This window comes from Streptomyces sp. IBSBF 3136, assembly GCF_036815105.1.
Lineage (GTDB): Bacteria > Actinomycetota > Actinomycetes > Streptomycetales > Streptomycetaceae > Streptomyces.
The window spans coordinates 1-19452 of sequence record NZ_JAJSZC010000147.1; the positions used below are offsets into that span (position 1 = coordinate 1).

The 19452-nt window shown below is 73.5% G+C and carries 19 protein-coding genes; 8 read left to right on the forward strand and 11 right to left on the reverse strand.

What is annotated here, in order from left to right:
- Together V7E45_RS26910 and V7E45_RS26915 are read right to left on the reverse strand one after the other, a co-directional pair.
- Positions 1–1745, reverse strand: a 1745-nt coding sequence (locus tag V7E45_RS26910) for a DEAD/DEAH box helicase (RefSeq protein ID WP_333776789.1), incomplete at its 3' end; no start/stop codon positions are given.
- Positions 1746–1832: 87 nt separating this feature from the next.
- Positions 1833–2036 (reverse strand): cold-shock protein, encoded by a 204-nt coding sequence (locus V7E45_RS26915; protein WP_020943502.1) that lies wholly within the window; start codon positions 2034–2036, stop codon positions 1833–1835.
- 439 nt (positions 2037–2475) lie between these two features.
- Between V7E45_RS26915 and V7E45_RS26920 the strand changes: the two genes are divergently transcribed.
- Genes V7E45_RS26920 through V7E45_RS26940 form a run of 5 tightly spaced genes read left to right on the forward strand, consistent with a single transcriptional unit; the run spans position 2476 to position 8000 of the window.
- The gene (locus V7E45_RS26920; RefSeq protein ID WP_333776790.1) at positions 2476–3492 is read left to right on the forward strand and encodes a GlxA family transcriptional regulator; all 1017 of its coding nucleotides are present in this window, start codon (positions 2476–2478) and stop codon (positions 3490–3492) included.
- Positions 3489–5312, forward strand: coding sequence for a thiamine pyrophosphate-binding protein (locus V7E45_RS26925; RefSeq protein ID WP_333776791.1), 1824 nt, complete (start codon positions 3489–3491; stop codon positions 5310–5312). The genes V7E45_RS26920 and V7E45_RS26925 overlap by 4 nt, the downstream gene beginning before the upstream one ends.
- Positions 5284–5961, forward strand: a complete 678-nt coding sequence (locus V7E45_RS26930; RefSeq protein WP_333776792.1) for an SRPBCC family protein — start codon at positions 5284–5286, stop codon at positions 5959–5961. Before V7E45_RS26925 ends, V7E45_RS26930 begins: the two co-directional genes overlap by 29 nt.
- Positions 5958–6977 carry a 3-oxoacyl-ACP synthase III family protein gene (locus tag V7E45_RS26935; protein ID WP_333776793.1) on the forward strand — a complete coding sequence of 340 codons (1020 nt, stop codon included), beginning with the start codon at positions 5958–5960 and terminating at the stop codon, positions 6975–6977. The genes V7E45_RS26930 and V7E45_RS26935 overlap by 4 nt, the downstream gene beginning before the upstream one ends.
- 3 nt (positions 6978–6980) lie before the next feature.
- Positions 6981–8000, forward strand: coding sequence for a histidinol-phosphate transaminase (locus V7E45_RS26940; protein WP_333776794.1), 1020 nt, complete (start codon positions 6981–6983; stop codon positions 7998–8000).
- A 42-nt stretch (positions 8001–8042) separates the two neighbouring features.
- Here the strand turns inward: V7E45_RS26940 and V7E45_RS26945 are convergent, their stop codons facing one another.
- Genes V7E45_RS26945 through V7E45_RS26965 form a run of 5 tightly spaced genes read right to left on the reverse strand, consistent with a single transcriptional unit; the run spans position 8043 to position 10888 of the window.
- Positions 8043–8375 carry a DUF3140 domain-containing protein gene (locus tag V7E45_RS26945; RefSeq protein ID WP_333776795.1) on the reverse strand — a complete coding sequence of 111 codons (333 nt, stop codon included), beginning with the start codon at positions 8373–8375 and terminating at the stop codon, positions 8043–8045.
- 6 nt (positions 8376–8381) lie between these two features.
- Positions 8382–8612: a DUF2945 domain-containing protein gene (locus V7E45_RS26950; protein ID WP_333776796.1), complete on the reverse strand. Its 231-nt coding sequence runs from the start codon at positions 8610–8612 to the stop codon at positions 8382–8384.
- 54 nt (positions 8613–8666) lie between these two features.
- Positions 8667–9338: a lysoplasmalogenase family protein gene (locus tag V7E45_RS26955; RefSeq protein WP_333776797.1), complete on the reverse strand. Its 672-nt coding sequence runs from the start codon at positions 9336–9338 to the stop codon at positions 8667–8669.
- A 1-nt stretch (position 9339) separates the two neighbouring features.
- Positions 9340–10173 (reverse strand): sterol desaturase family protein, encoded by an 834-nt coding sequence (locus V7E45_RS26960; RefSeq protein ID WP_333776798.1) that lies wholly within the window; start codon positions 10171–10173, stop codon positions 9340–9342.
- Position 10174: 1 nt separating this feature from the next.
- The gene (locus tag V7E45_RS26965) at positions 10175–10888 is read right to left on the reverse strand and encodes a FadR/GntR family transcriptional regulator (protein WP_333776800.1); all 714 of its coding nucleotides are present in this window, start codon (positions 10886–10888) and stop codon (positions 10175–10177) included.
- 160 nt (positions 10889–11048) lie between these two features.
- On the opposite strand from V7E45_RS26965, the gene V7E45_RS26970 reads away from it, so the two are divergent.
- Positions 11049–13241, forward strand: coding sequence for an ATP-binding SpoIIE family protein phosphatase (locus V7E45_RS26970; RefSeq protein ID WP_333776801.1), 2193 nt, complete (start codon positions 11049–11051; stop codon positions 13239–13241).
- Between the two features lie 117 nt (positions 13242–13358).
- The gene (locus V7E45_RS26975) at positions 13359–13634 is read left to right on the forward strand and encodes a hypothetical protein (RefSeq protein WP_333776802.1); all 276 of its coding nucleotides are present in this window, start codon (positions 13359–13361) and stop codon (positions 13632–13634) included.
- On the opposite strand, the gene V7E45_RS26980 is transcribed toward V7E45_RS26975, so the two are convergent.
- The 4 genes from V7E45_RS26980 to V7E45_RS26995 form a co-directional block, all read right to left on the reverse strand.
- Positions 13615–15420, reverse strand: a complete 1806-nt coding sequence (locus V7E45_RS26980; protein ID WP_333776803.1) for an asparagine synthase-related protein — start codon at positions 15418–15420, stop codon at positions 13615–13617. The two genes, V7E45_RS26975 and V7E45_RS26980, sit on opposite strands and share 20 nt — an antisense overlap.
- A gap of 20 nt (positions 15421–15440) precedes the next feature.
- Positions 15441–16064, reverse strand: a complete 624-nt coding sequence (locus tag V7E45_RS26985; RefSeq protein ID WP_333776804.1) for a lasso peptide biosynthesis B2 protein — start codon at positions 16062–16064, stop codon at positions 15441–15443.
- Between the two features lie 261 nt (positions 16065–16325).
- Positions 16326–17858: a glycerol kinase GlpK gene (gene glpK / locus V7E45_RS26990; RefSeq protein WP_333776805.1), complete on the reverse strand. Its 1533-nt coding sequence runs from the start codon at positions 17856–17858 to the stop codon at positions 16326–16328.
- A 48-nt stretch (positions 17859–17906) separates the two neighbouring features.
- Positions 17907–18674, reverse strand: coding sequence for an IclR family transcriptional regulator (locus tag V7E45_RS26995; protein ID WP_333776806.1), 768 nt, complete (start codon positions 18672–18674; stop codon positions 17907–17909).
- Between the two features lie 203 nt (positions 18675–18877).
- Here V7E45_RS26995 and V7E45_RS27000 point away from each other — a divergent pair, with 203 nt between their 5' ends.
- Positions 18878–19303, forward strand: a complete 426-nt coding sequence (locus V7E45_RS27000; RefSeq protein WP_333776807.1) for an ATP-binding protein — start codon at positions 18878–18880, stop codon at positions 19301–19303.
- The last annotated feature ends 149 nt before the right edge of the window (positions 19304–19452 follow it).

Consider the following 19452-nt stretch of genomic DNA (forward strand, 5'->3'; position numbering starts at 1 on the left):
CCCCCCCCGCCCCCCCCCCCCCCCCCCCCCCCCCCCCCCCCCCCCCCCCCCCCGCGGCGGCCACCGGTGCCGGTGGCGCCGCCCTTGGCCGTGCCGGAGGCCGGCCGGCGGCCGGCGGCGCGGGCGGTCTTGCCGGACGGGGCCGCGCCGTTCGCCGCGCCGGCCGCGGAACGCCGGCCGGAACCGCGGCCGCCCGTGCCGCCGGCACCGCCCGGGGCGCCGCCGGAGCCGGTGCGGCGGGCCGGGACCCGGCCGCCGGTCGCGGAGGTGCCGCCGGACGCCGCCGCCCCGGATCCGGAGGCCGTGCCGCCCCGGCGGTCGGCGCCGCGGCCGCCCGTCCTGGCGGTGGCCGCCGACGCCGTCTCGGACCCGCCGCCGCTGCGCCGACGCGAGGAGCGGCCGCCGGGCTTGCGGTCCGGACGGGACGACGGCGGTGTCGCGGGCTGGGGGACCTCGATGGTGACGGCAACGCCGGAGGGCTCTCGGGCGCCGGTGATGGTGGTCAGCGCCGCGTCGCTCGACATGACGCGGGCCGTCCGGGGGCGGATGCCCGCGTCCGACATGAGCCGGGTGACGTCCCGCTTCTGGTCGGGCAGGACCAGCGTGACCACGCTGCCGGAGCCACCGGCGCGGGCCGTGCGGCCGCCCCGGTGGAGGTAGTCCTTGTGGTCGGTGGGGGGATCGACGTTGACGACGAGGTCGAGGTCGTCGACGTGTATGCCGCGGGCCGCGACGTTCGTCGCCACCAGGGCGGTGACCTGGCCGTTCTTGAACTGCTCCAGGGTGCGGTTGCGCTGCGGCTGGGAGCGGCCCCCGTGCAGGGCCGCCGCGCGCACCCCGACGGCCAGGAGCCGCTTGGCGAGCCGGTCGGCGGAGCGCTTGGTGTCGAGGAACAGGATCACCCGGCCGTCACGGGCGGCGATGCGCGTGGTGACGGCCTTCTTGTCGGTCTCGTCCAGGACGTGGAGCACGTGGTGCTCCATGGTGGTCACCGCTCCCGCCGACGGGTCCACGGAGTGCACCACGGGGTCGGTCAGGAAGCGCTGCACCAGGCGGTCGATGTTGCGGTCCAGGGTGGCCGAGAAGAGCATCCGCTGACCGTCGGGCCGCACCTGCTGGATCACCCGGGTGATCTGCGGCAGGAAGCCCATGTCGGTCATCTGGTCGGCCTCGTCCAGCACCGTGATGCGGACGTCGCCGAGCACGCAGTCGCCGCGCTCCACCAGGTCGTTGAGCCTGCCGGGGGTCGCCACGAGCACCTCGGCGCCGCGCCGGAGCGTGGTGGCCTGCTTGGTGATGGAAAGGCCGCCGACCACGGTGGCGAGCCGGAGGTTCACGGCCGTCGCGTAGGGGGTCAGGGCGTCGGCCACCTGCTGGGCGAGTTCGCGGGTGGGGACCAGCACCAGGGCGAGGGGCGCCTTGGGCTCGGCACGCAGTCCGGCGGTGCGGGCCAGCAGCGCCAGGCCGAACGCGAGGGTCTTGCCGGAGCCGGTGCGGCCCCGCCCCAGCAGGTCACGGCCGGCGAGCGAGTTGGGCAGCGTGGCGGCCTGGATGGGGAACGGGGTGGTGACGCCCTGCGCGGTGAGGGTCTTCAGCAGCCCCGGAGGCATGTCCAGATCGGCGAAGTCCTCGACGGCGGGAAGAGCGGGTGTCGTGCTTTCCGGCAGCCGGAATTCCATCGGCGACGACGGCGAGGGCGAGGGCGACAAGGCGCGCCGGCTCGGCTTCTGGGACCTGCGGGACATGCGGATTTCTGCCTTCCTGGAAACAGCACGAACCGGGGTCCGCACCATGACGGCGCGGACCCCGGTGCGCGAATATGCGTCCGGCGATCAGGCGGGGACGATGTTCTCCGCCTGCGGGCCCTTCTGGCCCTGCGTGACGTCGAACGAGACCCGCTGGCCCTCCTGGAGCTCACGGAAGCCCTGGGTGGCGATGTTCGAGTAGTGGGCGAAGACGTCCGGACCGCCACCGTCCTGCGCGATGAAGCCGAAACCCTTTTCAGAGTTGAACCACTTCACGGTTCCCTGTGCCATGACTTTCTCCTTCTGTAGGCAGAGGCCCCATCCGGAGATGCCGGAAAACAAACAGTGCGCCCTAGGAGAAAGCATTCCCGTCAGGCGCACATGGGTTCATGGGTACCACAACTGCAACACGCAAACCGTAGCACAGTCCGGGTGGCCCGTGATGGATCACCTGGGGAAAGCGCCCGGCGCGCCGGCGCGCCGCGGGGCGGTCCGCCGAGGGCCCGTGAGCCGTGCCGCCGGGGTCCCCGCGAGCGGGTCCCCGGTCGCTGTGAGCCGCCTCATCGAGGTCTTGTGAGCTGCCTCACCCGGCACCGCCGGCCCGGCGCGTGAAGGGCGCGTGAAGTGCCTCGCCAGCGCCCGTCCCGCGCGTTCCGGCGCCGTTCGCCTGGCCGGATACGTCAGTAATCTGTCATTGCAGCCAGTGTGGCGTCCGATACAGGCTGTGACCGTGTTGGAGCGACGTGTGGTGGTCGTGGTGTACGCCGGGGCGATGGCCCTGGACATCACCGGCCCTATTGAAGTGTTCGACATGGCGAACCGGCTCCTGGGGCCCTCGGGCACCCCCTACCGGACCGACTTCGTCTCCGCCGACGCACCGCTGGTGCGCATGAGTTCGGGGGTGGTGCTGGAGGCCTCGCCGCTCGATGCGGGGCAGGGACCGATCGACACGCTTCTGGTCCCGGGCGGCTGGAGCCTGGACAGCGCGCTGCGGGACCGGGCGCTGGTGTCCTGGATCGGCGGGGCGGCGGCCCGCTCGCGCCGGGTCGCCTCCGTGTGCGGCGGCTCCTTCCTGCTGGCGGAGGCGGGCCTGCTCGACGGCAGACGCGCCACCACGCACTGGGCGTACAGCGACGCGATGGCGCACCGCTACCCGGACGTGACGGTGGACGCTGAGCCGATCTTCGTCTGGGACGGGCCCTTCGTGACCTCCGCGGGCGTGTCCACGGGCATCGACATGGCGCTCGCCCTGGTGGAGGCGGACCACGGTTCTGCGCTCGCGCTGGAGACGGCACGGTTCCTGGTGCTGTTCCTCAAGCGGCACGGCGGGCAGTCCCAGTACAGCGCCGTCCTCGACGCCCAGCTGGCCGACCACCCGCCGATCCGGGCGGCGCAGGAGTGGATCCAGGGCAACCTGGACAAGCCGCTGTCCGTGGCCGAGATCGCGCGGCGGGCCAACATGAGCCAGCGCAACTTCGCCCGGGTCTTCCGGCGTGAGGTGGGCGTGACACCGGGCCAGTACGTCGGGCGGACGCGGATCGCCCGCGCGCGCGAGCTGCTGGAGACCACCGACCTGACGATCAGCCAGATAGCCGGCCGCTGCGGATTCTCCGCCACCGAGACGTTCTTCCGCTCCTTCGGACGGGCCCTGGGGCTCACTCCCAGGGAGTACCGGCACCGCTTCCAGGTCGTCTCGCCGTCCGGCCTGGTCGACCGGCACCACGACCCGCAGGGGAGCCCCGCATGACCACCACGATCCCGGACCCGCGCACGGCGGGACCGGTGCGCCTGGTCGACCACCTGGCCGCGTTACTCGCCGGGGCGGGAGTCACCCACCTGTTCGGCGTCGGCGGCGCGAACATCGAGGACCTGTACGACGCGGTGCACCGGGGCGGCGACGTCCGCGGTGTCGTCGCCAAGCACGAGTTCTCCGCCGTCACCATGGCCGACGGGTACGCGCGGACCACCGGGCGCATCGGTGTCGTCGCCGCCACCTCGGGCGGCGGGGCGATGAATCTCGTGCCGGGTCTCGCGGAGGCTTACGCGTCCCGGGTGCCCGTGCTGGCCCTGGTGGGCCAGCCGCCGACCGGCCAGGAGGGGCAGGGGGCGTTCCAGGACTCCAGCGGCATGGCGGGCTCCTTCGACGCGCGGGAGGTCTTCGCGCCGATCTCCCGGTTCTGCGCCCGGGTGGACGACCCGGACTCGCTCGCGGAGCTGCTGCCCCGGGCGCTCGCGGCGGCCCAGGCCGATCCGCGCGGACCGGCCGTGCTGCTGCTGCCCAAGGACGTGCAGCAGGCCCCGGTCCGCCTGCCCGCCCGCGCCCCGGCCCAGGCCGTCCCGGCCCCGGCAGCAGCACCGGCGCCAGCACCAGCACCAGCACCAGCACCAGCACCGGACGACGCCTCCGCGGTGTCCGCCGTACCGCTCGACCAGGTCGCCGTCGGCGCGGTGTGCGACGCCCTGCGCGGGGTCGGCCGCGTCCTCGTCGTCGCCGGTGAGGAGGTCGCCGCCGCCGGCGCGCGGGACGAACTGGCCGCGTTGGTCCGGTCTCTCGGGGCATGGGTGGCGGTCACGCCGGACGCCAAGGACGTCTTCGACAACCGGGACCCCCGTTTCGCCGGTGTGGCGGGGGTGATGGGGCACGCCAACGTGGCGGACTGCCTGGGGCGGGCCGAGGTGTGCCTGCTGGTCGGCACCCGGCTGCCGCTGCTGGCGCGCGGCGGCCTCGACCGGGCCCTGGCCACGACCCGGGTCGTCTGCGTCGGCGCCGAGCCGCCGTTCGTGCCCGCCACCACGCTGGGCGGGAACCTGCGGGACGCGCTGCGCGCGGTGACCGCCCGGCTGCCGTCGCGCTCCCGCCCCTGCCCGCCGCACGCCGGTCCGGTTCCCACCGCCCCGCCGGGACCGGCCGCCCCCGCGGCCGAGCCCACCGTCCCGCAGGCGCGGGCGGTGGCCGCCGTGGAGGCGGCGCTCCCGGAGGACGCCCACGTGTTCGTGGACGCGGGCAACACGGGGGCCGGCGCGATCCATCTCCTGCCGGCGCCCCGCCGGGGCCGGTTCGTGGTGGCCCTCGGCATGGGCGGCATGGGCTACACCTTCGGCGCCGGCATCGGGGCGGCGCTCGCCACCGGCCGCCGTACGTACGTGCTCGCCGGGGACGGGGCGTTCTTCATGCACGGGATGGAGGTGCACACCGCCGTGGAGTACGACGCGCCGGTCACCTTCGTGATCTTCAACAACAACGCGCACGCCATGTGCGCGATGCGGGAGGAGTTCCTCCAGGGCGCCGGTCGCGGCGACGACCTGTTCGCCCCGGCCGACATCGCCGCCGGGGTGGCCGCCGCCTTCCCGTCCCTGCGGGCCACGGGGGCCACCGACGCGGCGCAGCTGCGCACGGCCCTGCTGCGCGCCAACGAGGCCGGCGGCCCGGCGTTCGTCGCGGTGGCCTGCGACCCGCGGGAGATACCGCCGTTCCTCCCCTTCCAGTCCTTCACCGACGCAACCACGAGCAACGCCACCACGAACAAGGAGGGTTCAGATGAGCGAGGAGTCGTCCACGTCGGCTGACAGCCCGGCTGACAGGCTGGCTGACGTCCCCGGTCTGATCCGGATCGAGAACACCGGCAAGGAGGAACTGACCGCCCACTGCATGGAACTCACCCACGCCGTCTACCCCCACCACCAGGTGTACGGGCAGTACTGCACCATCCACGAGTACGTCGACTGCCCCCCGGACCTGGCGTACGACTACCTGCGCCAGGGACACCATCTGGAGGAGTGGACCTGCAGTCTGCGGGACTTCGCGCCCACCGGCACACCGGGGCTGTGGGTCGGGCACGACCGGCTGGAGGAAGACACCCGGATCTACTGCGAGGTGGTCGCCAACCCCGAGGCCATGACCGTGGACTACCACTGCTCGTGGGACCAGGGCGACCAGCTCTGGATGATCTACCTGATGCGGGTGGTCCCGGCCTCCCTGGTCCTCGGCCGGCCGGGCTCGGTGATCACCTGGACCAACTGCCGGCACCCCCACTACGACGACAACCCGCACCCCGAACTGGCCCCGCGCCCGGACCGGCCCTGGGTGGGCGACTACTGGGACCTCTTCTACGCCGGGCACACCGTGGAGATGCGCAACCTCAAGGCGATCCTGGAGCACCGTCACCGCGGCGGTCTGCCGATCGGTTCGGCGCCCGCCCGGGCGGTGACGCGGTGACCACGGTCAGCCTCACCGACGTCGCCTGCTACCTGCCCGGTGAGCCGGTCCCCGCGGAGTTCTACACGCGGTACCCGGGGGCCGAGGACAAGCTCCGCGACCACCCCATGTTCAAGGTGCCGCCGTCGCGGCACCACGTGGCCAGGGACGAGACCAACGCGGACATGATCGAGCGCGCCGTGCAGCCCCTGATCGAACGGCACGGCGAGGCGGAGATCCGGGGCGTCGACGTGCTGCTGGTGCACAGCCAGCTGCCGGACCTGCCGTTCGTGGGCGCCGGTACCGAGGTGGCGCGCCGGCTGGGCCTGAATCCGGAGTGGCTCGTCGACGTGGCCAACGCGGGCTGCGCGTCGTTCGTGTACATGCTGAAGCTGGCCCGGCAGATCCTCACCACCACCGACGCGAGGAGCGCGCTGATCTGCAACGCGCAGAGCGCCGCCGGCCAGTGGTTCACCCAGTCCGAGGTGCGCAGGCTGGCCCAGGCCGCCATCCCGGGCGACGGGTGCGGTGTCGGGTACGTGACGACGTCGGCGGGGTCGCCGGTGCTCGACGTGGAGACCCGGCACATCGGCGCGTACGCCGGCGACATGACCGTGGCGGTCGACGACGGCCGCAAGTACTGGGAGCCGGGAGAGTCCCAGCTGCGGATCGGGTTCACCGACGCGAGCGTCGCCAAGGTCCTGGCGCGGGGGAACCGCCTGGTCCCCGAGGTGGTCACGGACCTGTGCGGGCGGCTCGGCGTGGCGACCGCCGACATCGACGTCCTGATCACCAACCAGCCCAATCGCACCTTCCTGCGGAACTGGCGGGAGGCGCTGCAACTGCCGGCCGAGCGCCATCTGAACACCTTCGACGCCTACGGGAACCTGTTCGGGGCGGCGATACCGATCACCCTGGAGCGTGCGATCGCCTCCGGGCAGGTGGCGGACGGCGACCTGGTGGTACTGGGCGGCTTCGCCCACGCGGGCGACTTCGCCGGTGCCGTCGCGGTGCGCTGGCACGGCGGACGGGACTGAGGTATGGAGATCCCGGTGCCGCACCGGCTCGCCCTGAACGAGAGCCCCTATCCCCCGCTGCCGTCGGTGCGGGAGGCGATGCGGCGGGCCGTCGACCAGGCCCACCGCTACCCGCCGTTCCACCCCGAGGAGCTCACCGAGCGGATCGCCGCGTGGTGCGGGGTGCCTCCCGGCCATGTCGCGGTCGGCAGCGGATCGGTCGGCGTGGCCCTGCAGTTGATGCAGGCGGTGGTCCGGCCGGGCGACACGGTGGTGTACGGCTGGCGCGCGTTCGACGCGTACCCGCTGCTGGCGGAAATGGCCGGTGCGCGGCCCGTGCCCGTGCCCCTGACACCGGACGGGCACCAGGACCTTCCGGCCCTGCTCGCCGCGCTCGGCCCCCGCACCCGTGTCGTGGTGCTGTGCAATCCGCACAACCCCACCGGAACCCTGGTCACCGCGGACGCGCTGTCGGCGTTCCTGCGCCGCGTCCCGCGGCACGTCACAGTGCTCCTGGACGAGGCGTACGTGGAGTTCGCCCGCGACGCCGGCCTGCCGGACTCGCTCGCGCTCCTGGACACGCACCCCAACCTGCTGGTGTTGCGCACCTTTTCGAAGGCCTACGGTCTCGCCGCGCTGCGGGTCGGCTACGGACTCGGGGCGGCCGGGCTGGTGGCGCGGGTCCGGCGGCGGCAACTGCCGTTCGGTGTCAACGCGGTGGCGACGGCGGCGGTACTGGCCTCGCTGCGGGCCGAGGACGAGCTGCGCCTGCGCGTGGACAGCGTGGTGGCCGAACGCGAACGGCTGCTGCGCGAACTCGCCCTGCTCGGCTGGGGTGTCGCCCCCAGCCACGCCAACTCCGTCTGGCTGGCCGCGCCCGACCCGGTCGACGGGGCCGCCACGGCACTCACCGACGCCGGTGTCCAGGCGCGCCACTACCCGGGCGAGGGCCTGCGGCTCACCGTCGGCGACCGCGAGGCCAACGACGCGGTGCTGGGCGCGCTGGCGGGAGTGCGGGCACGCCTGAGCGGGGCGCGCCGGTGAGGCGGGTTCCCGTCAGGGCAGGCGGATCGAGGCCGGTTCCCGTCAGGACAGCGGGTCGTGCCCCCAGTTCATCAGGGAGTGCCGCCAGCGGGTGTCCCGTACGTCGCCGGACGGGCGCTGGGCCAGGTGGCGGTGGATGTAGCCGACGACCTTGCGCATGTGCCGGTAGTCGTCGTCGGAGAGGTCGCCCTTCCTCGCCCGGAGGATCTGGGTGATCCGGCGGCCGGAGGCGTGTCCGGTGGACTCGCCTCCGGCCTTGTGGTCCCCTGCGTCACGTGAGCTGTCGGACTCCAGCCACTCGTCGAGTTCGGCCGGTGTCATGTTCACCAGCTCACGGAACTCGTCCCAGGTCTCCGTGCGCTCGGCGTCGTCCACGCCGCCTCACTTCTTCTTCCTGAGCGCGGAGGGCTTGTGCACCGCGGAGCCGCCGGACTTGTCGCTGCGGACCTGGTACTGCGGCTCCTCGGGCGAGGCGTCCACCGTGCGGCCCGCCGCCTCGGTGCGCCCGGTGATCTTCTTCTCCACCTTGCCCTCGGCCTGGCCGCCGTGACTCCTCCAGGTCACCTCGTCGCCCTTCTTCAGCTTCTTGTCCTCACCACGGTCCTTCGCCATGCGAACGCTCCTCGGCCGGAAACGGGACTGTCCCTCCAGCGTGCGGGCGGCCGGTCAGGTTCGCAGCTCAAGGGCGGACGGCGCCGGTGGGACGCCGTCCGCCGGCCCGCGTTCCGCCGCTGCCACGGCCGTGGTGATCAGGGCGAGGGCCAGGGTGTACGTGGCCATGACCAGCACGCCACGCCCGGTGAAGTCGGTGCCGGCGGCTCCCAGTCCGACGAGCAGGTCCGAGCCGAGGAAGACAAGGCCGCCCCAGGCCGCCCGCGGCCCCAGCACGCGTGCGGTGACCGCCATGGTGACCAGGGCCAGCGCATACCCGGCGACCGCGACCCCGAGGGGCGGTCCGAGGGCGGGCGCGAGGACGGCGACCGCGGCGCCCCAGCCGACGGCGTGAACGGCGCACAGCAGGCGGCGGGGACGCAGGTGCCGCAGGGCACCGGCGCGCAGGAACGCCGCCGTCCAGCAGAGCTGCGCGCCCAGGAAGAAACCCAGCCCGACGGCGAAGGCCGCGCGGCCCGGCAGCATCAGGGCCACGTCCCCGGCGGCGGCGAGGCCGAGACCGGCCAGGACCGGGGCGTGCCGGGTGCCGGTCAGGTGCCACAGGTGGACGGCGAGCACCGGCGCGAGCAGGGGTTTGGCGACCCACTCCAGCGCCGGCAGGCCGGCCGCGACCCCGGCGATGTCGAGGGCGGCCAGCGCGGCGAAGGCCAGGATCAGCGGCGGCATCTCACCCCTCCGTCCCGGGCGCCCAGCCGGGCGGCCCGAAGAGGTGGCCGGCGCGGTCGCGCCAGCGCGTCGCCGCGCGGACGTCGCGCCAGACGGCCGCGAACTCGTGGAAGGCGACCCGCACCGGGTTGTAGGTGCCGATGTTCTTCGTCAGGCCGTACACCACACGCTCGCCCTCCGGCTCGAAGGTGCCGAACAACCGGTCCCAGACGATGAGGATCCCGCCGTAGTTACGGTCCAGGTAGGCGTTGTTCGAGCCGTGGTGGACGCGGTGGTGGGAGGGGGTGTTGAAGAACCACTCCACCGGCCGCCACAGCCGGTCCACCCGCTCGGTGTGCAGGAAGAACTGGTAGACGAGGCTGAACGCCTGCTGGAGCAGGATCATCCAGGGCGGCACGCCGAGCAGCGCCAGGGGCAGCCAGAACGGCAGGCCCGTCATCGGCGTCCAGCTCTGGCGCAGGGCGGTCGAGAGGTTGAAGCGGACGCTGGAGTGGTGGACCACATGGCTCGCCCACAGCACCCGTACCCGGTGGTGGGCCCGGTGGAAGACGTAGTACGCCAGGTCGTCGCCGAAGAACAGCAGGACCCAGGTCCAGGCGGAGGACGGCGGCAGGTGCCAGGGGGCGACGGCGTAGAGAGCCGCGTAGAGGAGGATCGTCACCGCCTTCCACGGCACGGCGACGACCTGGCTGCCCGCGCCCATGGACATGCTGGTGACGGTGTCGCGCAGTTCGTACCCGCGTTCGTCGTCGTCCGGCAGGAAGCGGTAGGACAGCGCCTCCACGACGACGAGCAGCACGAACGCCGGTATCGCGTAGACCACGGCCGGGATCACGTCAGCGCACCGCCTTCCGGCGCGTCGCGGGCACGCTGCGGGACAGCAGCTCGCGCGCCAGCCGCTCGGCCGCCGCGGCCTCGCGCGCCGCGATGTGCGCCGCCAGCCGCTGGTGGGCGGCGACGTCGAGGAGTTCCGCGGTGCGCAGGTCGTCGGGTACGTCGGCGACCGGGAGCGTGCCGCCCACCAGGCTGTTGAAGGCCAGCAGGTAGGCGATGTTCCCGGAGCCCTCCACGATCAGCCGCCACCAGGCGACGTCCGCCTCGCCCAGCTCGGTCAGGTCGGGACCGGTGCGGGCGTAGCGGCCCGCGGCCTCGACGATCTCGCTCGCGGCCGCCTCGGAGCAGCGCAGCGCGCACAGCCGGGCCGCGTCGGCACCGACGCAGGCGCGCATCTCCAGGGCGTCCCGGGCGAGGTCCGTGACCGAGGGGCCGGCGTCGGCCGCGGCGATGCCCACGGCGAGGTCGAGCCCCGCGGTGTGCCGCCAGTCCAGGACGAGGGTGCGGCCGCCGTGGCTGACCTCGACCAGCCGTGCCTGCTGGAGCCGTTTGACGGCCTCGCGGACGGCGTGCCGGTTCACCCCGAACTCGGCCGCCAGGTCCCGTTCGGCGGTGAGGGCGGCGCCGGCCGGCAGCCCGCCGCCGAGAATCCTGTCACGCAGCACGGCGAAGAGCTGGTCGGAGACCGCCTCCCGCCGGATGTGTCCCTGAGTCATGGCGCTCAGGGTGGCGGCGCCCCGTCCACTGGTCAACTGGTTGGACCAGTTTTTCTCGGGGCTTCCCCCGGCGCCGCCTGCCGTCCGCCCCCGTGCCGTCGGCCGTGCCTGCGTGACGGCGCGGACGACTGCGTAGGCGCGATGCCCCTAAAATCCACTTATGGACACCGACACCGATGTGTTCCTCCGCCGTCTGGCTCACGAGCTGAGGCCGCGGGCGGACGAGTCGGTCGAGGTGATGCTGCGGCGCATACACGGTGAGCTCCCCGAGCTGTGGCGGTACGAAGACCTCGCCGCGCTGGTGGCGCGGGAGACGGCCGGGCACGTGGCCACCTTCCTCGACGTCCTCGAACACGGCCCGGAGGCCACCGCCGAGGCGGCCGCCGGCCGGGTGCCGTCCGACGCCCGGGAGGTCGGCCGCCGGTTCGCGCGCGGCGGGGTGCCGGTGACCAGGCTGCTGCGCGCCTTCCGGCTGGGCCACCTGTGCCTGCTGGAGGTGATCCAGTCCGAGGCCTGCCGTCTGACCAGCGATCCGCAGCTCGTCAACGAGGCGACGCTCAGGCTCCTGGAGACGGCTTTCGCCTACGTCGACCGGGGCTCGGAGGAGGTCGTCGCCGCCTACCAGGAGGAACGCGACCGGCGGTTGCAGCGGCGGCTCCTGCTGACCAACGAGGCGAGCAGACGGATCGGGACCACCCTCGACACCGCCCGCACCGCGGAGGAGCTGGCAGAGGTCGGCATCGACGAGTTCGCCGACCTCGTGACCGTCGACCTCCTGGAGGACGTGCTGCGCCAGAACGGCGCGTGTCCCCCGGCCGGCGCACCGCTGCTGCGCCGGATCGCCCAGCGGTCCGTGCTCGACGACTCCGCCGGCCCGGCGCCCGCCACGGGCCGCACCCACACCTACCCCGAGGGCACGGACCTCGCGCGCGTCCTGGCCACCGGACGGCCCCTCCTCGGCAGCGCCGCCTTCCTCGACGGGCACGGGGGCCCGGCGCCGTCCCGGAACGGCTCGCACCGCTCGGACGATCCCGGGCTCCACTCGATGCTGCTGGTGCCGCTGCGGGCCCGCGGGCGCCCACTGGGCCTCGCCCAGTTCTTCCGCCGGCGCACCGCGGTCCCCTTCGACGAGGACGACCTCATGCTCGCGCAGGAGATCGCGTCCACGGCGGCGGTCTACATCGACAACGCCCGCCGCTACAGCCAGGAGCGGTTCACCGCGCTCACCCTCCAGCGCAGCCTGCTGCCGCAGCGTGCGGTGGACCACGCGGCCGTCGAGACGGCCTCCCGCTACCTGCCCTCGGGGTCCCGCGCGGGCGTGGGCGGCGACTGGTACGACGTGGTGCCGCTGTCCGGCGCCCGGGTCGCCCTGGTCGTGGGCGACGTCGTCGGCCGCGGCCTGCACGCCTCCGCCACGATGGGCCGGCTGCGCACCGCCGTACGCGCCTTCGCGGACATCGATCTGATGCCCGACGAGCTGCTGACGCACCTGGACGACGTGATCATCCGCCTGCAGCGCGAGGAGGAGCTGGACGGGGTGGAGACCGCCACCTGCCTGTACGCGGTCTACGACCCCGTGTCCCGGATCTGCTCCCTGGCCAGCGCCGGGCACGTGTCACCCGCCGTGGTCACCCCCTCGGCCGGGGACGGTGACCTGCCGGGCCGCCGGTCGGTCGACTTCCCCGACATACCGATCGGCCCGCCCCTGGGGCTCGGCGGACTCCCCTTCGAGACCTGCCAGTTCGAACTGCCCGAGGGCAGTCTGCTGGCCCTGCACACCGACGGCCTCGTCGAGAGCCGCACGCGTGACGTGGACGCCGCGCGTGACCTGCTCGGCCACGTCCTCGCCCGCGCGCCGGAGTCGCTGGACGAGACCTGCGACCGGCTGCTGTCCGCGCTGCTGCCCAGCCGCCCGTCCGACGACGTCGCCCTGCTGCTCGCCCGCACCCGGGTGCTCGACCCCTGCCACGTCTCCACGCTCGACCTCCCGTGCGACCCGGCGGCCGTCGCGGGGGCCCGCGTCCACGCGGCGGAGCGGCTGGCCGCGTGGGGCCTGGAGGAGCCGGCCTTCGCCACGGAACTCATGGTCAGCGAACTGGTGACGAACGCGGTCCGCTACGGCAGCAGCCCCATCCGGTTGCGCATGATCCTCCAGGACACGCTGACCCTGGAGGTCTCCGACGGCAACAGCACCGCTCCGCACCTCCGCCGGGCCCGCACCTACGACGAGGGCGGCCGTGGCCTGCTCCTGGTCGCCCAGCTCGCCGAACGCTGGGGCACCCGGCACACCCGCGAGGGGAAGGTCATCTGGGCGGAGCAGGCCCTCCCCGACACGGCGGCCGCGGCCTGCTGAGCCGTCGCCCCGTACGGCGGCGCCCGGACGGCGGCGTCCGGCTGGCGACCGGGCCGACCGGCCAGAACGATGTTGCTCGAGCCTCGTCACCGACCCGCGGCCTCCGGAGGTGATCCGATGAAGACTCCCCCCTGGCCGGGAGTCGGCTGCCCACGCCTGCGGGCGAGGGTCACCGTGGCGTTCGTCGTCCTCGTGCTCCTCCTGACGACGGCGCAGCCGTTCTGCCTGGGCATCGAGGACTTCAGCAACGCGCTCGCCTTCTCCGGCCGCATCACCGGTGCCGTCCTCACCGTGGCCTCGTTCCTCACCTTTCCGGGTGCGGCAGCGGTCCTGGACTACGCGGCGGGCCCCATCGAGCAGACGCTGTGGGACCTCAAGGCAACCCGGCGGTGACCAGCGAGGCTCCGATGAACGTGCCTGCGTCGTGGTCCAGTTGCTCCAGCCACACCACCAGCGCGAGCGCCCGATTCATACGGTCCCAGGCGTACGAGTCCCCGATGCCGAGCTGAGCCTCCCTCAGCGCCCGGCACAGAAAAGCGGTGTCGAACATCTCCTCGATCAGCGGATGCCGGGCGTGGCGGCAGAGGTCGAGGAGTGCGTCGCCGTGCCGGCGCAGCCCGCGGGCGTAGAGCTGGTTGAACGGGATCTTCGCCGTGCGGGCCTGTATGCCGGGTGGGAGCAGGTCCGCCATGGCCTCGCGGAGCACCGCCTTCGGACGGCCCGGCCGGAACGTGGCTTCCGGGGGGAGGCCGCGCATCGTGGCGACGACCTCCGGGTCGAGGAAGGGGTGGGAGAGGAAGAACCCGTCCCCCGGTGCTCGGTGCCAGGACAACAGGTCGGGCGCGGTGAAGTAGTTGGCCGCGTCGTAGAGCGCCTCTTCCGGCCTGCGCCCGAACACGAAGCGGCTCTCGGCCATGCGGGCCCGGCCGTAGCCGTGGGTCCGCGCGAACAGGGGCCGCAGCCAGCGGGGGCGGCCGAAGTCGCCGAGCCCGCCGAGCACCGTGCCGCCGCGGCCGAGAGCCGTGAGCCGTTCGGTCGTCAGCGGCAGCGCGGGCCGTACGACGTAGGTGTGGACGATGTCCCGCACGCCCCGCTCGCTGCCGACGGCCCATGCGCGTGCCTGTCGCGCCAGCAGCGGGAACCGTCCCGTACGGGCCAGCCGGTGCAGCTGGAAGGGGTTGGCGTCGGCGATCGGATCGGCGCCGCACCCGGTCAGCAGGGCGTCGCAGCCCAGTTCCGCCGCGGCGGTGTGCAGCCTGGCCCAGAACGAGGCGCGGAAGGCGTGTGGTTGAGGCTCGTCGGCGTCACCCGCGTGGTGCCGGAAGTCGTCGAAGTCCGCCACGTCGTCGGCGTCCACGATCACCGGGCGGGCGTCCGGTGCGTGCCGGCGGATCTCGGTCAGCGCCTCGTCGAGGTAGGGACCGTCCCCGGCCAGCTCCCCGCGGGCGAAGCGGCCGACGAGCAGCACCAGTTCCCCGGCGGCCGGTCGGCGGGCCGCGAGCAGCGCGACGCTGGTCGAGTCGGTGCCGCCGGAGACGTGACACGCCGTCGTCGTTCCCATGCGGCGGTCGACGGCGTTCTCCAGCGCGAGGCGCAGCTCCTTCGCGGCCCCGCCGGTGTCGGGGCCGTCCGCCGCCGGGGACGTCCGCGCGGGGGCGCGCGGGGCGTGCGACCGCGTCCGGCCGAGCAGGTGCCCGGTGATCGTCAGCTCCACGACCTCGCCGCCGAGGACCCGGTGCACGTCGGTGAACGGGGTGAGGTCCGAGTGCGGTTGGGCCAGGTTCCCGGTCAGGTACCGGCAGAAGTAGCGGCGTTCGAGTTCCGTGCCGGCGCCGAGTCCGCGCGCCGAGGTACCGACCGCGCTCACCCGGCCCCCGGACTCCCTGAAGAACAAGGGGATCCGCGCCTGTTCGTCCCGCAACAGCACGACACGGTCGCGGTACAGCAGGACGGCCGCGTAGTCACCGATCGGCAGCCGGGGAGCACGTCGGCGCCGGCCGAAGTACTCCAGAAGGCGTCGCGCACCCGCCACACGGTCGCGGTGCGAGCCGGCCCAGCCGACGACCACCGCCGCGCCCGCCGGTGAGGTGAGCGTCGTCACGAGCCCCTGCCGTGCCATGTCCTCCGCCGCCCGCAACCGCGGTGCGCCCGCTGCCCAGTCGAGGCGGAGCGCTTCCATGTCACCGTCCTCCGCGCATGTCAATGTCCTCCGCGGCCGATCGAGAGCACCGGCGTGAAGGTGTGCCCGCGGGGGGCGGCGTCGGGAATGCCGAGGCCGCCCGAGGAGGTCCAGGCGTGCAGGGCGAACGGGTGCTCGCGCACGCCGACATGGAGCACGGCGCGCAGCCCGCGCCGCCGCAGCAGGACGAACGCCGTCACGGCCTCGGCCTTGCAGTCGTCGTCGACGAGCCAGCTCCGTCGACTGTGCGACCGCACCGCGCGCCTCAGCCGGGCGACCTCCTGCGCGGTGGGCGGGTCCGTGCGGGCGTACTCCGGCGCCGCCAGGGACAGGAGCCGCAGGACGCGGCCGAATCCGAGGGTGCGGATCAGCAGATGCGTGGCCCGCAGCCAGAGGCCGACCTCGACGTACGAGTGCTCGGCCCGGCGGTCCGGCGCGCAGCCCGCGCGCCGGAGACCGGTGACGAGCTCGGCGCGTTCACGGGAGCTCTCGTCGGCGAACTTTCGCAGGTCCGCGGTGGTCAGGGCGAGGAACCTCGTCCGTCTCCAGTCCGCGATCAGCGCTCCGCCGGACATCCGGGTGACACGGCAGTGGGGTGACAGGATCCGCGTCATGGCTTCCAGGGCATCGGTGTCCTCGGCCACCGCGCTTCCTCCAGAGTTCTGCCGGTTACCGGGTCAGGACTGGTATCCGTGCCCGTCGTAGTGACTGCCGCTGAAGCCCCGGATCAGGCGGCCGTTGCCGAGAAGGACAAGGCCGAGCGGCATGCGGCGTCGCAGTAGTCGGAGAAACATAGCCCGCCTCCTGAAGCAGGTCGGGGGATCAACACCAGGCTACTCCCGGGCCCGTGCCCCGCAACCGGACCCGCGGCGGCTGCCGTGCGGCGCACCGCAGGTGACCGGCCGTCAGGCGTCCGGGGGCGGGTCGGCCGGGTGGGGCTGCCTGACCCAGCCGAGGGAGCGCTCCACGGCCCGCTGCCAGTTCTCGTACTCCGCCGCGCGGTGTGCGGGGTCCATGTCGGGCAGCCACTGGCCGGCCCGGTGCCAGTTGCGGCGCAGGACCTCGAGGTCGGGCCAGTAGCCGGCGGCGAGCCCTGCCGCGTAGGCGGCGCCGAGGGAGACCGTCTCGGCGACCATGGGCCGCACCACCGGCACGTCGAGCACGTCGGCGACGAACTGCATGAGCAGGTTGTCCGCCGTCATGCCGCCGTCCACCTTGAGTTCCTTCAGGGGGACGGAGGAGTCGGCGTTCATGGCGTCGACCACCTCGCGGGTCTGCCAGCCGGTGGCCTCCAGGACGGCACGCGCCAGGTGCCCCTTGGTGATGTACGAGGTGAGGCCGACGATGACGCCGCGCGCGTCGCTGCGCCACCGGGGGGCGAACAGGCCCGAGAAGGCGGGGACGATGTAGCAGCCGCCGTTGTCCTCGACCGTCCGGGCCAGGGTCTCGATCTCCGGGGCGCTGCTGATCAGGCCCAGGCGGTCGCGGAACCACTGGACGAGCGCGCCGGTGACGGCGATGGAGCCCTCCAGCGCGTAGACCGGTTTCTGGTCCCCGATCTGGTACGCGACGGTGGTGAGCAGTCCGTGCCGCGAGCGTACGGGCTCGGTGCCGGTGTTGAGGAGCAGGAAGCTGCCGGTCCCGTAGGTGCACTTCGCCTCCCCCGGCGAGAAGCAGGTCTGGCCGAACAGGGCCGCCTGCTGGTCGCCGAGGGCGGCCGTGATGCCGACGCCGGGCAGCAGCGCGCGGGCGTCGCCGTACAGCTCGGCGGACGACCTGATCTCGGGCAGCATGCTCCGGGGCACGCCGAAGAAGGACAGCAGGTCCTCGTCCCAGGCGAGCGTGCGGATGTTCATCAGCATGGTCCGGCCGGCGTTGGTGACGTCGGTGATGTGCAGGCCGCCGTCGGCGCCGCCGGTGAGGTTCCAGGTCAGCCAGGTCTCCATCGTGCCGAACAGCACCTCGCCGTCCTTCGCACGCTGCTCCAGGCCCTTGACGTGGTCGAACAGCCAGCGGACGCGCAGCGCGGAGAAGTACGTCGACGGCGGCAGGCCGCACCGGTCCAGGAAGAAGTCCTCCCCCGGCCGCCGCGCCAGCTCGTCCACGAGCGGGGCCGTGCGGGTGTCCTGCCAGACGATCGCCCGGCCCACCGGGGCTCCCGTCCGCCGGTCCCAGAGCACCGTGGTCTCCCGCTGGTTGGCGAGGCCGATGGCGGCGACCTGGCCGGGGTCGACACCGGCGGCGGCCAGTGACTCGGGTACGACGCGCCTCAGGTTCTGCCAGATCTCCACGGCGTCGTGCTCGACCCAGCCGGGGCGGGGGAAGTGCTGCTGGTGCTCCCGCTGCGCGACCGACACCAGCCGCCCCCGGTGGTCGAACAGGATGCAGCGGGTGGAATTGGTGCCCTGATCGATGGACATTACGTGACGTTCGACCATGATCGGGTCTACCTTCCGACGGATCGGAGCGGGTCGGGGTGCGCCGGCCTACCAGCGAGCGGCGCCCAGGTCTCTGGAGATCGCCCGCGCGGCCTCCCGGAGCAGGGTGATCAGGCTGGGGCGCGGGTGTCCCTGGCCGTCGCAGATCCGCTCGACGGGACCGGACAGCCCGATGGCCCCGACGACGAGGCCGCCGTGCCCCCGGATCGGTGCGGCGAGCCCGGCCTCGCCCATGCTCATCTCCTGGATCTCGGCGGCCCAGCCGAGCTCCCGGACCTCGGCGAGCGCCCGGGTGAGCTGCTCGGGGGCCACCAGGGTGTGCCGGGTGTACGGCTCCAGACCCGCCTGCTCGGCCGACTCAGGGGTCGCGGTGCCGTAGGCCAGCAGGACCTTGCCCAGCGAGGAGGCGTGCAGCGGCAGCAGCGAGCCCACGTCCAGGGTCTGGAGCGTGTCGTCCGGCCGGAACACGTGGTGGACGACGAGCACCCGGTCCTCCAGCGGGGTCCCCAGGCGGACGGCTTCACCACTGCGGGCGGCCAGGGCGTCGGCCCAGTTCAGCGAGCGCGACCGCAGCTCGTTGACGTCCAGGTAGCTGGTGCCCAGGTGCAGCAGGGCGGCTCCGAGCTGGTACTTGCCGGTGGCCGCGTCCTGCTCCACGAAGTCCACGTGCTGAAGGGTGCGCAGAATGCCGTGGGCGGTGCCTTTCGCCAGCCCGAGCGAGGCCGCGACCTCGCCGAGCCCGAGTCGGCGGGGCCCACCGGCGAGCAGACGCAGGATCGCCGCCGCCCGCTCGATCGACTGGACTGGGCCGGCCATGATGCGAGCGTATTACCGCCGCGGACGATCCGCTCCGTGGGCAGGTCGGGGCTGCTCCGGCGGCCCGGCGGACCCGCGCGTTCGGTAATGCCGACCCATGTTCATTGACCCGCCCGGTTTGTCTCCATACGGTTCATCGAGGCCCGGCACACACGCGCTGCGGCACGAGCGCCGGGCCGATCGCGCACACCCGAGGAGAGAACATGGCGGCACAGCTGGACACGCTGCTTCCCGAGACCTGCGAGCAGGTGTGGATGACGCCTCCCGTTCCCGGCGCCGTCTCCGAGGTACGCCGGGGTGTGGGTGCGGCACTGGCCGAGTGGGACGTGTCCCCGGAGATCGTCGAGGACTCCCTGCTCCTGGTGTCGGAACTGCTCACGAACGCGGTGCTCCACGCCCTGCCCCCGGCCGTGCTGCGGCTGTCCTGGGTCCGGGGCGAGGGTGTCCGCACCCTGCACGTCGAGGTCACCGACGCGGGCCCCACCCTGCCGGCGGGCCACTCCCGCATCGGCATCGACCCCGACGAGCACGGCCGCGGCGAGGAGATCGTCCACGCCCTGGCGACCCGCCACGGCATACGGGTCCACGCGGGCGGCTACACCCGCTGGGCGGACCTCGTGACCGTGTGAGCCGCCGCTCCGCCGAGACCGGGTCCGTCTACGGCGGGGCTCCCCCGAAACGCCCTGTCGGGCCAGGCACCTCTGAGGGGCTCCGCTGCGGCGGGGTTGCCCGGAGCTTCCACTCCCGCCCCTGCCCCCCGCCCGACTCACCGCCGCAG

What these genes read in the sequence shown, in the direction of transcription:
- V7E45_RS26915 (WP_020943502.1), bottom strand. Translation starts at nt 2,036, where the DNA reads ATGGCACAGGGAACCGTGAAGTGGTTCAACTCTGAAAAGGGTTTCGGC.
- V7E45_RS26980 (WP_333776803.1), bottom strand. Translation starts at nt 15,420, where the DNA reads ATGGAAGCGCTCCGCCTCGACTGGGCAGCGGGCGCACCGCGGTTGCGG.
- V7E45_RS26970 (WP_333776801.1), top strand. Translation starts at nt 11,049, where the DNA reads ATGGACACCGACACCGATGTGTTCCTCCGCCGTCTGGCTCACGAGCTG.
- V7E45_RS26965 (WP_333776800.1), bottom strand. Translation starts at nt 10,888, where the DNA reads ATGACTCAGGGACACATCCGGCGGGAGGCGGTCTCCGACCAGCTCTTC.
- glpK (WP_333776805.1), bottom strand. Translation starts at nt 17,858, where the DNA reads ATGGTCGAACGTCACGTAATGTCCATCGATCAGGGCACCAATTCCACC.
- V7E45_RS26995 (WP_333776806.1), bottom strand. Translation starts at nt 18,674, where the DNA reads ATGGCCGGCCCAGTCCAGTCGATCGAGCGGGCGGCGGCGATCCTGCGT.
- V7E45_RS26930 (WP_333776792.1), top strand. Translation starts at nt 5,284, where the DNA reads ATGAGCGAGGAGTCGTCCACGTCGGCTGACAGCCCGGCTGACAGGCTG.
- V7E45_RS27000 (WP_333776807.1), top strand. Translation starts at nt 18,878, where the DNA reads ATGGCGGCACAGCTGGACACGCTGCTTCCCGAGACCTGCGAGCAGGTG.
- V7E45_RS26925 (WP_333776791.1), top strand. Translation starts at nt 3,489, where the DNA reads ATGACCACCACGATCCCGGACCCGCGCACGGCGGGACCGGTGCGCCTG.
- V7E45_RS26950 (WP_333776796.1), bottom strand. Translation starts at nt 8,612, where the DNA reads ATGGCGAAGGACCGTGGTGAGGACAAGAAGCTGAAGAAGGGCGACGAG.
- V7E45_RS26955 (WP_333776797.1), bottom strand. Translation starts at nt 9,338, where the DNA reads ATGCCGCCGCTGATCCTGGCCTTCGCCGCGCTGGCCGCCCTCGACATC.
- V7E45_RS26940 (WP_333776794.1), top strand. Translation starts at nt 6,981, where the DNA reads ATGGAGATCCCGGTGCCGCACCGGCTCGCCCTGAACGAGAGCCCCTAT.
- V7E45_RS26975 (WP_333776802.1), top strand. Translation starts at nt 13,359, where the DNA reads ATGAAGACTCCCCCCTGGCCGGGAGTCGGCTGCCCACGCCTGCGGGCG.